At 64.6% G+C, this 14,691-nt stretch carries 12 protein-coding genes; 4 read left to right on the plus strand and 8 right to left on the minus strand.

Annotated elements, in window-relative coordinates:
- Positions 1-103 precede the first annotated feature (103 nt).
- Positions 104-598, plus strand: a complete 495-nt coding sequence (locus AAFO90_RS15385; protein ID WP_347509922.1) for a type II secretion system protein N — start codon at positions 104-106, stop codon at positions 596-598.
- A 36-nt stretch (positions 599-634) separates the two neighbouring features.
- Here AAFO90_RS15385 and AAFO90_RS15390 read toward each other — a convergent pair whose 3' ends face one another.
- The 7 genes from AAFO90_RS15390 to rfbC form a co-directional block, all read right to left on the minus strand.
- Positions 635-1,888, minus strand: a complete 1,254-nt coding sequence (locus tag AAFO90_RS15390) for a type II secretion system F family protein (protein ID WP_347509923.1) — start codon at positions 1,886-1,888, stop codon at positions 635-637.
- A gap of 13 nt (positions 1,889-1,901) precedes the next feature.
- The gene (locus tag AAFO90_RS15395) at positions 1,902-3,410 is read right to left on the minus strand and encodes a GspE/PulE family protein (RefSeq protein WP_347509924.1); all 1,509 of its coding nucleotides are present in this window, start codon (positions 3,408-3,410) and stop codon (positions 1,902-1,904) included.
- A 10-nt stretch (positions 3,411-3,420) separates the two neighbouring features.
- Positions 3,421-5,397, minus strand: coding sequence for a type II secretion system secretin GspD (gene gspD / locus AAFO90_RS15400; RefSeq protein ID WP_347509925.1), 1,977 nt, complete (start codon positions 5,395-5,397; stop codon positions 3,421-3,423).
- 147 nt (positions 5,398-5,544) lie between these two features.
- Positions 5,545-6,429, minus strand: a complete 885-nt coding sequence (rfbA, locus tag AAFO90_RS15405; protein ID WP_347509926.1) for a glucose-1-phosphate thymidylyltransferase RfbA — start codon at positions 6,427-6,429, stop codon at positions 5,545-5,547.
- A complete protein-coding gene (gene rfbD / locus AAFO90_RS15410; RefSeq protein WP_347509927.1) occupies positions 6,426-7,274 on the minus strand; it encodes a dTDP-4-dehydrorhamnose reductase in 849 nt (282 codons plus the stop codon). The genes rfbA and rfbD overlap by 4 nt, the downstream gene beginning before the upstream one ends.
- 106 nt (positions 7,275-7,380) lie before the next feature.
- On the minus strand, positions 7,381-8,433 hold the full coding sequence (gene rfbB / locus AAFO90_RS15415; protein ID WP_347509928.1) for a dTDP-glucose 4,6-dehydratase: 1,053 nt from the start codon (positions 8,431-8,433) through the stop codon (positions 7,381-7,383).
- A 3-nt stretch (positions 8,434-8,436) separates the two neighbouring features.
- A complete protein-coding gene (gene rfbC, locus AAFO90_RS15420) occupies positions 8,437-8,991 on the minus strand; it encodes a dTDP-4-dehydrorhamnose 3,5-epimerase (protein ID WP_347509929.1) in 555 nt (184 codons plus the stop codon).
- 121 nt (positions 8,992-9,112) lie between these two features.
- On the opposite strand from rfbC, the gene AAFO90_RS15425 reads away from it, so the two are divergent.
- Positions 9,113-10,360 carry a glycosyltransferase family 4 protein gene (locus tag AAFO90_RS15425; RefSeq protein ID WP_347509930.1) on the plus strand — a complete coding sequence of 416 codons (1,248 nt, stop codon included), beginning with the start codon at positions 9,113-9,115 and terminating at the stop codon, positions 10,358-10,360.
- Positions 10,361-10,515: 155 nt separating this feature from the next.
- Here the strand turns inward: AAFO90_RS15425 and AAFO90_RS15430 are convergent, their stop codons facing one another.
- Complete coding sequence (locus AAFO90_RS15430) at positions 10,516-11,538, minus strand: replication initiator protein A (protein ID WP_347509931.1); 1,023 nt, start codon at positions 11,536-11,538, stop codon at positions 10,516-10,518.
- Between the two features lie 580 nt (positions 11,539-12,118).
- Between AAFO90_RS15430 and AAFO90_RS15435 the strand changes: the two genes are divergently transcribed.
- Together AAFO90_RS15435 and AAFO90_RS15440 are read left to right on the plus strand one after the other, a co-directional pair.
- Positions 12,119-13,525: an AAA family ATPase gene (locus tag AAFO90_RS15435; RefSeq protein WP_347509932.1), complete on the plus strand. Its 1,407-nt coding sequence runs from the start codon at positions 12,119-12,121 to the stop codon at positions 13,523-13,525.
- Positions 13,526-13,576: 51 nt separating this feature from the next.
- On the plus strand, positions 13,577-14,686 hold the full coding sequence (locus AAFO90_RS15440; RefSeq protein ID WP_347509933.1) for a ParB N-terminal domain-containing protein: 1,110 nt from the start codon (positions 13,577-13,579) through the stop codon (positions 14,684-14,686).
- The last annotated feature ends 5 nt before the right edge of the window (positions 14,687-14,691 follow it).

Raw genomic sequence — 14,691 nt, forward strand, 5'->3', positions numbered from 1 at the left:
CCATCGGTTCGGCCTACCGTCTCCAGCGCCTGTACAGGCTACATCTTTGACCATCCCGTGTCAGCGGGGTAGTCTCATAGTGTCAGGAAACATGAAAACGCTCATGAGAACGTACGATCCTGCACTCAGCCGGAAAGGACCCCTACTGACCCTGATGGCGCTGGCGCTGGCGACCCAGGCCGGACATGGGCTGTGGCAGGAGCTGACCCGCGCGCCCGCTGCGCCGGTGCAGATGGCCGCTGCCGGTGACAGCGGCGCCGTGCCCCCGGCCCCGGCCCGGCAGGACCGCCGCCGCTGGCCCGCACTCTTCGGGGAAAAACAGCCGCCGCGCCCGCCCGAGCCGCCCAAACAGACCGAGGCCGAACCGCAGCCGCCGCGTGCGCCCAAACCGCCGATCGACAGTCTGGGCTACCATCTGAAAGGCGTGGTGCAGGCAGGCAATGCCACCTGGGCGATGGTCTCCCATCCCAGCGGGGAACAGCTCCTGCGGGTGGGCGATGACCTGCGCGAAGGGATCACCGTGGCGCGCATCGACCGGGCCGGAGTCTGGGTCAGCCGCGAAGGCGATGCGCCCGAGTTGCTGGCCTTTCCGGAATAGCGCCCGCTCATTCAGCCCCCAGTTCAGCCTATCGGGTCAGCCAGTCACCACCGCCTGCAGATCAAAGATCGGCAGTAGCACCGCCAGCACGATCACCAGCACCAGCGCGCCCACCAGCATCATTAAAACAGGCTCTAACAAGGCTGAAATCCGTTTTCTCTCGGTCGACAGGCGATGTTCTATCAGGCTGGCGGCGCGGTCGCTCATCCGGGCAAGCCGCACCGAGACCTCGCCGGCAGCAATGAGCTGGCGCGCGACAGGTGGCAGGAAGGACAGCCGCTCCAGCGCCGAGGACAGGCTTTCACCCTGACGCACCGCCCCGGCGACGGCGCGGCCTTCATCGCGAAACCGGGCCACGGTCAGCACTTCGACGGCGCTGTCGGTGGCGCTCAGCACCGCGTGGCGGGCGCCCAGCACCAGCGCTAGGGTACGCATGTATTGCACCGCCGCCGCAAGGCGCATCAGCCGCCCCACGATGGGCAGGCGCAGAAAGATCCGGTCGGCGCGGACGCGCAGCGCAGGCACCCGCGGCACCGCCAGCGCGACCAACGCCAGCACCCCAGCGCCCAGAAGCACAAGATGCCCGCGGATCCAGTCCGACACCGCCAGCACCGCCACCGTCAGCGGCGGCAGCGGGCGGCCGGATTGTTCGAACATGGCGACGATCTCGGGCGCCACATTGATCATCAGGATGCCGCAAACCAGGAGAGAGACCGCGGCCACGAAACCGGGATAGATCAGCGCGGTGGCGATCTGCGCCTTGTCGCTGCCCAGCTGCTCCAGATGATCGGCCAGCTCGGCAAAGACCGCCGCCAACTCCCCGGCGGCCTCGGCGGCCCGCAGCGCCGCGAGATAATAAGGCGCGAATCCCGCCCCCGCGCGCAGCAGCGCCTCGGAAAGGCTCGCCCCCTCCAGCAGCGCCGCGCGGGCCTCGGCCGCCACCGCATCCAGCGCCGGGTGGCCGCCGGTGCGCACCGCCTCCAGCGCCGCCTCTACCGGCAGTTCCGCAGCCAGCATCACCGCCATCTGCCGGGTAAAGACCGCTTGCAGATCGGGGCCGAGCCGCGGTCGCCAGCGCCGCCGCAGCAGACCTCCGCCAGAGGGTGCGGCCTGCGCCTCTGACTGCGGATCGGCCGATGTGGCGGCCCGCGCCGTGGTTTCGCTGAGAGTGGCGACAAAAAGATCCTGCAGCGCCAGCTGCTGGCTGGCGTCGGCCTCGGTTTCGGCCACCACGGTGCCGCTGCGCCGCCGCCCGGCGCTGGTATAGGCGGTATAGCGATAGGCCTTCATCGCTGCCGCCCCGTCATGCCGAGTCCCCGACCACGCGCAGGACCTCCTCAAGGCTGACCGTGCCACCCGCGACCGCCTGCAGCCCCTGCCCGATCAGGCTTTCGCCCGCCCCTAACGCCATATCACGCATCTCGCTTTCGCTGGCGCCCCGGTCGATGGCCGCGCGCAGATCCTCGCCGACCTCGGCCATCTCGAAGATGCCACAGCGCCCGGCATGGCCGGTGTCGCTGCAGGCAGCGCAGCCGACGGGGGTAAAGATCTGATCGGGCACCGGCAGCCCGTGGCGGGTGAACAGCGCCGCCGCATCGGATGCCGGGGCATGGGCGCGGCGGCACGCCGAGCACAGGCGCCGCAGCAGACGCTGGGCGATCACCCCGCGCAAAGTCGCCGCGATCAGGAAATTGTCGATGCCCAGATCGCGCAGCCGCACGATGGCCCCGACCGAACTGTTGGCGTGCAGCGAGGAAAATACCAGATGACCGGTCAGCGCCGCCTGAGCCGCGGTTTCGGCGGTCTCACCATCGCGGATCTCGCCCACCAGGATCACATCCGGGTCCTGGCGCAGGGTGGCACGCAGCCCGGCGGCAAAGCTCATGCCGATCTCGGCGTTGATCTGAATCTGGCTGATGCCGGGCAGATCGTATTCGATGGGATCCTCGACGGTGACGATATTGCGCCCGGTCCGGTCTGCCAGCTGCAACAGGGAATACAGCGTCGTGGTCTTACCCGCGCCGGTGGGGCCAGTGGCCAGGATGATGCCATTGGGATAGGCTGCCAGCCGGTGCAGCAGCGCTTGCTGATCCGGGCTGAGCCCAAGATCCGCCAGCGGCATCAGCCCGGCCGAGCGATCAAGGATCCGCAGCACGATGCGTTCGCCATAATGGCCTGGCAGCGAGGACACCCGAGTGTCGATCTGCCGCCCGCCAAGGGACAGCGGGATGCGCCCGTCCTGCGGCAGCCGGGTCTCGGCGATATCCAGCCCCGCCATCACCTTCAGCCGCGACACGATGCGTTTCACCGGCACATCGGCGCGGTCCATCATTTCCTGCAGGAAGCCATCGATGCGCATGCGCACCCGCAAGCCCCCTTCATGCGGTTCGATATGCAGATCCGAGGCACCGCTCTGCACCGCCCGGCGCAAGAGCTGGTTGACCAGTTGAATGGCCGGCGCATCGCCCGGCTCGTCCAGAAGATCTCGCTGGCGGCGGGCAAAGGCGGCCTCTTCCAGGTCGAAACTCAGCTCGGCCTCATCGCCATCGGGGCTGCCGTGCTGATAGACCCGCGCCAGCGCCGCCTCGAAACCGGGCTGATCCAGCAGATCACAGGTCAGATCGCGCGCCAGATCGCTGCCAAAGCCAATGCGCCGCTGCGCCTCGCGCAGGCCCAGCGGAGTGGCAGCAGGTCCGGCAATCAGGCGGGCACCCTCCAGCAGCACCTGCTGATCGCGGGCAAAGGCAAAAGGCAGGCGCAGCGCCCCTGCCCTATCCTGCGGTCTGTCCGCCTGTTCCCGCTCCGGTGCCATCCCGGCCAGATCACTCCTGCCCGGTGAACCGGAGCCGACTGGGGAGCGGCGGGAAGTTTCGGCGTTGCGCGACATCATCGATAAATCCGGCATCAAACGGTTGGTTGAGATCGGCGCCGTCAAAGGGCAGCGCCCCCAGCGCGCTACGCGGATATCTTCCGTCATCCACCGGCGCGATGGAAGCGCTGACCTGTTGCGCCTTGCGGGAGAGTTCCCGCGTCAGCCGCCGCGCCTCGGCATCCGAGGACACCACCTGCGGGCGCAAGAGAACCAGCAGGACCCGCTGATTGCCGCTGGCGTTCTTGCCGCGGAACAGCCCGCCCACCAGCGGCAGTTCGGAAAGCCCCGGCACCTTCTGATTGACCGAGCCGGAGCCGTTTTCCAGAAGGCCGCCCAGCATGATCACCGATCCGTCGCTGACCAGCGCCGTGGTCGAAAGCGAGCGCCGCGCGGTGATCTCCCCGCCCGAAGAGGCGGTGGTATTGGTGAGGTTCGACACTTCCTGCTTGATCAGGAGACGCACCGTGCGGTCGGCATTGATCTGCGGCGTGACGTTCAGCGTCAGCCCCACGTCCTGACGTTCGATGGTCTGGAAGGGATTTTCGACCGCGCTGCTGCCGCTGACGGTGGAATAGCTGCCAGTGACAAAGGGCACGTTCTGCGCCACCACGATCTCGGCTTCCTGATTGTTGAGGGTCAGGATCGAGGGCGTTGACAGCAGCCGGGTGGAATTGACCGAGGTGATCGCGGTCAGAAGACCGACGATACCATCGCCATCCTTGTAGCGTCCGCCGCCGAATACACCGCCATTGCCAAGGGTCGGCGTATTGCCGTTCTGCACCGCCGACATCAGGCTGATCAGGCTGCTGCGGCCGGGCAGGGAAAACTGCGCGCCGCCCACCAGCGCATCGTTCAGCACCGCGCCGAATTGCACCGACAGGTCCGACAACCCCTGTACCGACATCTCGAAGATCACCGCCTCCACCAGCACCTGGGTCGGGCGGCGGTCCAGATGGCGCACCATCTGGACGATTTCGGGAATGCGCTCCTGCGGGGCCGAGATCAGCAATGTATTGGTCTGCAATTCCGGCACGATGCGGATCGGCGCGCGCGTATCATTTGCATTGCCAGAGTTCAGCGTGCGCATCACCACATCGGAAATAGTGGCAGCATCGCCGTAGTTGACCTCCATCGTGCGCGACACCACCGTATCGCGCTGCTGGTCCAGTTCATCCACCAGCACCCGCACCCGGTGGCGCATCTGTTCCGAACCGGAAACCAGCAGCGCGTTCGAGCGCCGGTCGATGCTGATGGCATCGCCATCGGGAATGAGCCCCATGGATTGCACCACCTGCAGCACATCGCCCGCATTGGCGTTCTGCAGCCGGATAATCTCGATCGGCGCCGCCCGGCGCGGCTGATCCAGCTTTTCGATCAGCCGGGAAATCCGGTCCAGATTGGCGCCGCGGTCCGATAGAATCAGCATGTTTGCCCCCGGCACCGGGGTGATCACCGCTTCGGACGGCAACAGCGGGCGCACCACGTCGATGACCTCCTGCAGGGGAATGTCACGCACCGGGATCACCCGGGTCTGAAACCCCCGCGGCAGTTCCGCGCCGCCACCCGAGGCCAGCTCCCGCGCCATGTTCAGCGGCACGATGCGGTCGGCGCCCGCGCCTTCGACCACGGTCAGCCGGTTGATCTCCAGCACCGCCAAGAAGACCTCGTACAGCGCCTCGGCCGACATCTGCTCGGGCGCCAGCACCGTCACCGTACCGCGCACGCCGGGATCCATCACGAAGCTGCGGCCGGTGGCCTCGGAGACGATCTCCACGAAACTGCGCAAATCCGCATCGCGCAGATCCAGTGTCACCTGCGCCCGCAGGGGCAGCACCAGCAGCAGCATGAGCGCAAAACTCATCCCCCAAAGCCGGAGGATCCAGCCACCAAGGGCCAGCGGCGCCCGCAACTGTGCCAAATGTGTCATGACCTGCTCTTCTGGTTTGGCGAAAGGCCGCGTCCTGCGGCCCCGCTATCGTGCCTGATTGCCACCATCATACTGCAGGTGCGGGCAAAACGCAGCGATTTTCTTGTCCGCAGGCGCGGAAACCAGCCGAAAGACCCGGAGGCCGGATTATTTCAGGCGGCTGGCCAGATAGCTGCCATAGTCGTTCTTCTTGAACAGATCGGCGCGGGCCTGCAGCTGCTGGTCATCGATCCAGCCCTGCTCATAGGCGATTTCCTCGAGGCAGCCGGTCTGCAACCCCTGGCGCTTGGTCAGGGTGCGCACGAAATTGCCCGCATCCAGAAGCGAGCCATGGGTGCCGGTATCCAGCCAGGCATAGCCGCGGCCCATGGTTTCCACCCGCAGGCTGCCTTCATCGAGATACATCTGCAGAAGGTCGGTAATCTCCAGCTCGCCGCGCGGCGAAGGCTGCACCTTGCGGGCGCGCGCTGGAGCGGTGCCATCGAGGAAATAAAGCCCGGTCACCGCATAATTCGACGGTGGCACCTCGGGTTTCTCGATGATTTCCCGGGCGGTGCCCTGGTCATCGAAATCCACCACGCCATAGCGTTCGGGATCGGCCACGTGATAGCCGAAGACGGTGCCGCCGCTGGCCTGTTCATCAGCTGTCGCCAGCAGGCTCGGCAGACCATGGCCGAAGAAGATATTGTCGCCCAGCACCAGCGCCGAGGGCGCGCCATCAAGGAACTCTTCGGCCAGGATATAGGCCTGTGCCAGACCATCGGGCGACGGCTGCACCACATAGGTCAGCGAGACACCCCATTGGCTGCCGTCGCCAAGGGTGCGCTTGAACTGATCCTGATCCTGCGGCGTGGTGATGATGCAGATCTCGCGGATGCCCGCCAGCAGCAGCACCGACAGCGGGTAATAGATCATCGGCTTGTCGTAGATCGGCAGCAGCTGTTTCGACACCCCCATGGTGATCGGATAGAGTCGGGTGCCCGAGCCCCCGGCCAGAATGATGCCCTTGCGCGTGGTGCTGTGTGCCGTCATGCACTCTCTCCCAAATCTTTTAGAATATCATCAAGGCCCGCCCGCCAATCGGGGCGGGGAATATCAAAAACAGTTTCTAATGTGCTGCAATCAAGCCGTGAGTTCAGCGGCCGCCTTGCCGGGGTGGGATAATCGCTCGAGGGGATATCCACCACTCCGCAAGAGACATCCGCGCGGGCAAAGATCTCGCGCGCGAACCCGGCCCAGCTGGTGTCCGGTGTACCGGCAAAATGATAGGTGCCGCTCTTGCCGGGATCCTCGGCCAGTTGCCCAGCCATCTCCATACAGGCTGCCGCGATGGCACGCGCCGGGGTCGGGGCGCCGATCTGATCCGCCACGATGGTCAGGCGGTCGCGCTCCTTGCCAAGGCGCAGCATGGTCTTGATGAAGTTGTTGCCATGGGCCGATACCACCCAGGAGGTGCGCAGGATGGCATATGTGCCGCCTGCCGCACGCACCGCCTCTTCACCGACCAGCTTGCTGCGGCCATAGGCGCCAAGGGGGCCGGTTGCATCATCCACCTGCCAGGGGGCATCGCCGCTGCCGTCAAAGACGTAATCGGTGGAAACGGTGACAAAGGGAATACCCAGATCAGCGCAGGCGCGGGCCATGGCAGTGGGGGCAACGCCGTTGATCACCGTGGCCAGTTCCTCTTCCTCTTCGGCGCGGTCGACGGCGGTATAGGCGGCGGCATTGATCACCGCGGCGGGCGCCCGGGCGCGGAGGATTTCCGCACAGGCCTCGGGATCGGACAGATCCGCCTGATCGCGGCCCAGACAGGTGACGCCGTCAAAAGCCGCCAGTTCGCGGGCCAGCTGGCCGGTTTTGCCAAAGACAAGGATCATATCGCCTTCCTTCCAACAGAGGGCAGCGCCCGTACCGGGGTGGGCGTGAAACGCCCGCCCATGGGGGCGGGACGGGCGTTGCCCGGGCTGCATGCACCCCGGGCTGTCATTTGCCGGTTCCCAGCCGCTGGCCGACGCCATGGCGTTCCTGCAGCGGGCGCCACCAGGCCTCATTATCCAGATACCATTGCACGGTCTTGGCCAGACCTTCCTCCACCGTCACCGAGGGGCGCCAGCCCAGCTCATCCCGGATACGGGAAGGATCGATGGCATAGCGCGCGTCATGACCCGGCCGATCGGTGACAAAGGTGATCTGATCGGCATAGGATTTGCCATCGCCGCGCGGGCGTTTTTCATCGAGGATCGCACAAAGCGTCTGCACCAGTTCCAGATTGCTGCGCTCGTTCTCGCCACCGATATTATAAGACCGCCCCAGCGCGCCCTTCTGCAACACCAGCAACAGCGCATCGGCGTGATCTTCCACGTAAAGCCAGTCGCGGATGTTCGACCCATCGCCGTAGATCGGCAGGGCCTTTCCGGCCAGCGCATTGAGGATCACCACCGGGATCAGTTTCTCCGGGAAATGATAGGGGCCGTAGTTGTTGGAACAATTGGTCAGCACCACCGGCAGCCCATAGGTCTCGGCCCAGGCGCGGACCAGATGGTCAGAGCTGGCCTTGGACGCCGAATAGGGCGAGCGCGGATCATAGGCGGTGTCTTCGGTGAACATCACCGCAGGATCGTTGGGCAGGGAGCCATAGACCTCATCGGTGGAGATGTGATGGAAGCGGAAGCCCTCGGGGCGGTCATTTTCGATCCAGTATTTGCGCGCCGCCTCCAGCATGTTGAAGGTGCCGGTGATATTGGTCTCGATGAAATCCCCCGGCCCGTCGATCGAGCGGTCCACGTGGCTTTCGGCGGCCAGATGCATCACCGCATCGGGCTTATGCGCGGCAAAGACCCGGTCGAGCGCGGCGCGGTCGCGGATGTCGGCCTGCTCAAAAGCATAATCGGGGCTGTCTGCCACACCGGCCACATTCTCAAGACAGGCGGCATAGGTCAGCGCATCGAGGTTCACCACCTGATGGCCCCGGGCAATCGCCAGGCGCACCACCGCAGAGCCGATAAAGCCGACGCCCCCGGTCACAAGTATCTTCATGGGTTATCCTTCCCAGCTGAACGGGCTGTCGAAATCTGCCAATGTAGGGGCGGCGGCATCCTTTTCGGAGAGGAGCGGCGTGCCCTCAAAGCCCCAGTCGATACCGCAGCTGTTCCAGGCCACGGCACCATCACACTCGGGCGCGTAATAGTCAGTACATTTATAAAGGATCTCGGTGTCCGGCGCCCGGGTGATGAAGCCGTGCAGGAAGCCCTTGGGTACCAGCAGCTGCTTGCCGTTTTCCGCTGTCAGCTCGATTCCGAACCATTTGCCATAGCTGGGCGAGCCCTTGCGGATATCCACCGCCACATCAAAAAGCGCGCCGCGCCCGCAGCGCACCAGCTTGTCCTGGGCATGGGGCGGCGCCTGAAAATGCAACCCCCGCAGAGTACCGACCTGCGACGACAACGAATGATTGTCCTGCACGAAATCGAAATCCAGCCCGTGTTCCGCCATCCGCTGCCGGTTCCAGCTTTCGCTGAAAAATCCACGGGCATCCCCGAACCGCTGCGGTGTCAGAACCATCACCCCGGAGAGTGGCGTATTTTCAATCTGCACGGCCTCTATCCTGCCTTTGTCCGTTCGCAATTGGCGGTACCCTTAGCAACCCCTCTGCTTATTGTCACCGCGAAACAACCTGTGGCTTGCCTCGACCGTTCGGACACGTCAAGCATTGGGCATGAAGCTTCTTTTTGTCCATCAGAACATGCCCGGCCAGTACCGGGAGCTGATCACCTGGCTGGCGGCGCGGCCGGAGGGTCACGAGATCTATTTCCTGACTCAGCGCAGTGACATCCAGCTGCCCGGCGTCACCACGGTGACCTACAAGGCGCATCACCAGCCCGCCAAGGACGCCTATGGGCTGTCCAAGGACTGGGAGGCTGCAGCCGGCACCGGTATCGGCGCGGCGCTGGCGGCGCGGCAGTTGAAAGACACCCGCGGCTGGAGCCCCGATATCATCATCGGCCACACCGGATGGGGCGAGCTGACCTTCCTGAAAGAGATCTGGCCCGATGTGCCGATGATCGGCTTCTTCGAATATTTCTACCGTACCTCCGGCGGGCTGGTCGGCTTTGATCCGGAAAACCCGCCCAACGATCAGGCCGGTTTTTTTGCCCAGGCCCGCAACACGGTGCCCTATACCAATATCCACACGGTGGATCTGGGCCATACCCCCACCTATTGGCAGCGCGACCGCTTCCCCGAAAGCTTCCATGACCGCATGTACGTCTGCCACGACGGTATCCGCACCGACCGGCTGCAACCCGACCCCGAGGCCTCGATCTCGCTGGGGCGGCTCGACCGTCCGCTGACCCGGGATGACGAGGTGATCACCTATGTCGCCCGCAACATGGAGCGCGCCCGCGGTTTTCACATCATGATGCGCGCCCTGCCGAAGATCCTGAAGGAACGCCCCAACGCCCGTGTCCTGATGATCGGCGGCAATGAAACCTCCTATGGCGCCGAAAGCAAACATCCGGAGGGCCTGCGCGGCGAGATGGAAGAGGAGCTGAAGGGCCAGATCGACTGGAGCCGGGTGCATTTCCTTGGCCGCGTCCCCTATGATGCCCTCTGCGATATCATCCGCATCAGCCGTTGCCACATCTATCTGACCATGCCCTTCGTGCTCAGCTGGTCGCTGCTGGAGGCGATGTCGATGCAGGCCACAGTGGTGGCTGCCGATGTGGCGCCGGTGCGCGAGGCGATCACCCATGGGGAAACCGGCATGCTGGTGGATTTCTTCGATCCCGATGCGCTGGCGGCGCAGGCGGTGGATGTGGTGGCCAACCCAGGATCTTACGCCCACCTTGGCCCCAATGCCCGCGCCCATGTGGTGGAGACTTACGATTTCCTGACCCGCTGCATGCCGGAACATATCGCCCAGATCAACGCGCTGGTGCCCGAGGAGAAGCGGATCCGGATCTGAGCAAATGTTTCGCGCGCGAAACATTTGCGCGCATCAGGCCCGGGTGTTCTGGAGAGGCCGCCTTGCGGGGGAAACGCTCGCACTCCCCCGCATCAGAGCCTGATCAAGTTCACGGCGGTCGGGGCCGGGCCGTGTAAATCCCGGCCTGATCCCCCTCAGGCCGGTCCCTCGCCCGCGCGGCGTTTTTTCACCCAGCCAAGGAAAGCCGCATCGGCCTGGCGCAGGCGCGGTCCGCCCGAGCGCCGCCACATGGCGCGCCATTCGGCCTCCAGCGCATAGACATCGGCGCCGGGCATCAGGCTGCGGGCCTGCTCCAGCGTCGCGGGCTTCAGCACCGGCGCCGTACCGGCCTCCAGCCCCCCTGCCGGGGCGACGACGGCATGCTTCTGGCTGAACCGGATCAGATCACCCGGCAGCTCTTCCATCGCGTAATCGGGCAGCGGCTGCGCCTCGATCATGTCGCGGATCATCTTGCGGAACACCCGGCGCGGGCTGGCCGATCCGGATTTCTTCAGCAAGGTGTCCACCGAAATGGTCCAGCCTTCCTGGCGGCCGCAATGCTTGCGGGTCAGCTCGTAGATGCGCCGCTCCAGCGGTTTGCGCAGACGGAAGTAATCGCGGCTGAGGGTCAGCACCGATTTCGACAGCACCGCCCGGAACAGCCATTCGCTGAGGGTGACGGCAACGTTGACCATGCGCCCGCCCCGGGCCTTGCGCACGATCTCCCAGCTTTCGATCAGGCCAAAGCCCGAGGTGACCTCTTGGCCGCCGGTGACGATATTGGTGGTGATGCGAGTACCCGCCAGCCGTTCAAAGGATTCGCGCAGCCGCCGGTAGGCATCGCCCGAGGTTTCCCGGTTGGTCGCCACCAGCAGATCATGCGCCTTCAGATGCAGGGTGCGGCTGACCTGCCGCCCGGCGTTCAGCGCCGCCATCAGCTGGCTGATGCAGAAGATCAGGATGTCCTTGTCGTGGATCGTCGCCAGCCCCTTGACGCTGGGGGTGACGGTGATCTCGGCGCCATTGTGTTCGTAGTTGAGGATACGGCGGTCCGGCCGGGTGCCAAGCGAGAACAGCGGATGCTCCATCGAGGCCAGATCGTTCTTGGGGATCGCATCGAAAATATCGCAGAGGAAGAACGCCCCCTGATCCGATGTCTGCGCCGCGGGAGTCTGCATACCCGTTCCGCCTGCTGTGCCCGCAGCTGCCATGATCCCTGCCCTGTCGTTCTGCCCTGCCCCCCGGTTTTCAGGGCGATCATTGCGCCCTCCGAGGTGACTCGTTTTTCGTGGTTTTGATTACGCCCACCCTAAAGTTATCCACATGCTGCCGCAACGGGGTTCCGGAATCGGATTATCGGGGGTTCAGAGTCATATGAACGGGGTTTCAGAGTCACTGCTCCCGAAAAAACACGCCCGATCGTCAATGAAAAAAGGGCTTTGCAGCACCGGTCCTCTTCCCGTAACTATAATATAACTCATAAATAACAGGGCAGAAAAATTTCCAGCTTGCCCCAACGCCTCCAAAACCCCGGCTTTCCCCCGCTGCAACAGACAGATTTGCTTAGAAAAAGCAAAAGGGGTGCGCATATTTCTTCCATGTGCGCTGTTTTCTGCTATCTTGTCAAAAAGGGCGCACATTGATGCGTTTCATCCAAGAGGGCAGCGCTTGCTTCAAAACAGCGCCGCGCAGCAGCACAGAACCGGGCAGCAGCCCATGGTACGAGATATCCACAGGAAAGATCCGGGACGAAAAGACATGGCACGGAAAGACACGGCACGCGCAGGCAGCGCCACCCTGCCCCCCTATTTCAACATCGACCCCGACGCGGCCCTGGCCGAGCTGGAGGCGCCCACCAGCACGACAGGCTTTGCCGGGATTGCCGAAGGCTGCGCCAGGGGCCGCGCCGATCTGGCCAGCCGGGGACTGGATGAGGCCGGGCGCAAAACCCTGCGGCTGTTTTCCACCTGGGAAATCACCCGCTACCTGATCCCCGTCGCCCAGGCCCATTTCCGCCGGGTGCTGAAGGCCAATCCGGATCTGCCGCAGGGGCGCTCGGAAACCGAGGGCGGCGCCAAGTGGTTCACCCTCGACGAGGTGCTGGTCCTGCGGGCGCATTTCGCGGCGCAAGGATCCAAGGCCAAGGATTACATCCCCTACCGCCCCAAGGGGCTGCCGGCCAAGATGGTTGCCGTGGCCAACTTCAAGGGTGGCGTCGGCAAGACCTCCACCGCGGCGCATCTGGCGATGTCGGCGGCGCTGGATGGCTACAAGGTGCTGGTCATTGACCTCGATAGCCAGGGGTCGATGACCTCGATCTTCGGCGGCCGGGTCGAGGATGAATGGCAGACAGCCTTTCCGCTCTTGGCGCGCCATTACGGCGAACACCTGCGCAGCGAGAACCAGCGCCGCCTGGACCGGGGCGAGGCACCCCAGCCGATGGACGATGCGCTGACCGCGGCGATGGACATGACGGCAGCGGATGTGATCCAGAGCACCCACTGGCCCAATATCGATCTCATCGGCGCCCAGCTGAACCTCTACTGGGCCGAATTCCAGATCCCGGTCTGGCGCATGGCCGCGCGCTCCTGGAAGCTCTGGGATGCGCTCACCGACCGGCTGGAGGCCGACGGGGTGCTGGACCAGTACGATGTGATCTTCATCGATACGCCGCCGGCGCTTGGCTATCTCACCATCAACGGGCTGTCGGCTGCCGATATCCTGCTGGTGCCCATGGGGGCATCCTTCCTCGAATTCGACTCGACCGGGCGCTTCTTTGACATGCTGCATTCCACCTTTGCCAGCATCGAGGAAGGCGAGAACCTTGCCGCCCGCGCCCTGGGCCGCCCCGAGATGGGCTTTGAATGGGATGCGGTGCGCGCTGTCATCACCCGCTACGACAGCGCCCAGCAAGGCGAGCTGGCCGGGCTGATGCAGGCCTATATGGGGCCGGTGCTCAGCCCTCACAAACAGGATTACACCGCGCTGATCGGTCAGGCCGGCGAACAGGTCTCTGGCATCTACGAGGCCGATTACCGCGACTTCAACCGCGAGACCTATGCGCGCGGTCGCGAAACATTCGACGAAACCTACGCCGCCTTCAAACGGCTGCTGATCGGCTGCTGGCGCCGCGCCGAAGTGCAGATGCAGAGCGCGGCCGAGTAAGGCCCCGGCAGGGATGATGGCGCAGACTGCGCGCCCAAAGGAGACAGGCAGATGGCAAAACGCAAACGGTTGATGCCGGCACAGAGCAGCTATCTTTCCGGCGCCCCGGAAAGCAAATCCGCCCTTGGCGGCCCGATGGCCATGGGGGCGGCGCCGATCGCGCAGGTGGCGTCGGAAACCGCCTCGCAAGCGGCCTTGCAGGAATTGTCCGACGTGCTGGAAAACGCCCGCAGCAAGGGGCTGATGATCGAAGAGGTGCCGCTGTCGGCCATCGATGAAACCCATCTGGTGCGCGACCGGATCGAACAGGACGCCGAGGAAATGGATGCCCTCGTCGAATCCCTGCGCGCCCGCGGTCAGCAGACCCCGGTCGAACTGGTGCCGCTGGAACCTCGCCCCGATGGGCGCAGCCATGGCCTGATCTCGGGTTGGCGTCGCCTTGGGGCCCTGCGCAGGCTCTATGCCGAGACTTCAGACCCGAAATACGCCACGGTGAAGGCACTGATCATCCGCCCGGAGACGGCGCAGGATGCCTATATCGCCATGGTCGAGGAAAACGAAATCCGGGTGAACCTCTCCCATTACGAACGCGCGCGGATCGCGGTGCGGGCGATGAAGGAAGAGGTGTTTCCGACTCTGAAAAAGGCACTTCAGAGTCTCTTTGCCAATGTCCCCCGCGCCAAACGCTCCAAGATCCGCAGCTTCGTGACCCTGGTCGAGGAGCTGGATGCGGTGCTGTTCTATCCAACCGCCATCAGCGAGAAGCTGGGCCTGTCTCTGGTGCGCGCCATGGGGGAGGATGAAGGCTTTGCTGAGCGCCTGCGTGCTGCCCTTCAGGCGGCTCCGCGCGAGACTGCAGCGGATGAGCTGGAGATCCTGAACCGGGTTCTGGCCGAGACACAGGACGGATCTGAGGCCGACACGGCACAGAGTGATGCGGCTCTAAACCAGGCTTCAGAGTCGAAACCTTCTGCGCCCGAGGCCCCTGCCCGCCCGCGTGTGCGCAGCCCCGGTGCGGAGGGGGCGGAGCGGATTTCAGTGCAGGCCGCTGCCGGTGTGCGGCTGGGCTTCACGCCCGAACAGAACCGGATCGAGTTGACCGGCGATGCTGTGGGTGCTGAGCTGATGGCAGCGCTGCAGGACTGGCTGAAACACCGCTGAATCCA

Source organism: Phaeobacter sp. CAU 1743, from assembly GCF_039839315.1.
Lineage (GTDB): Bacteria > Pseudomonadota > Alphaproteobacteria > Rhodobacterales > Rhodobacteraceae > Phycobacter > Phycobacter gallaeciensis_A.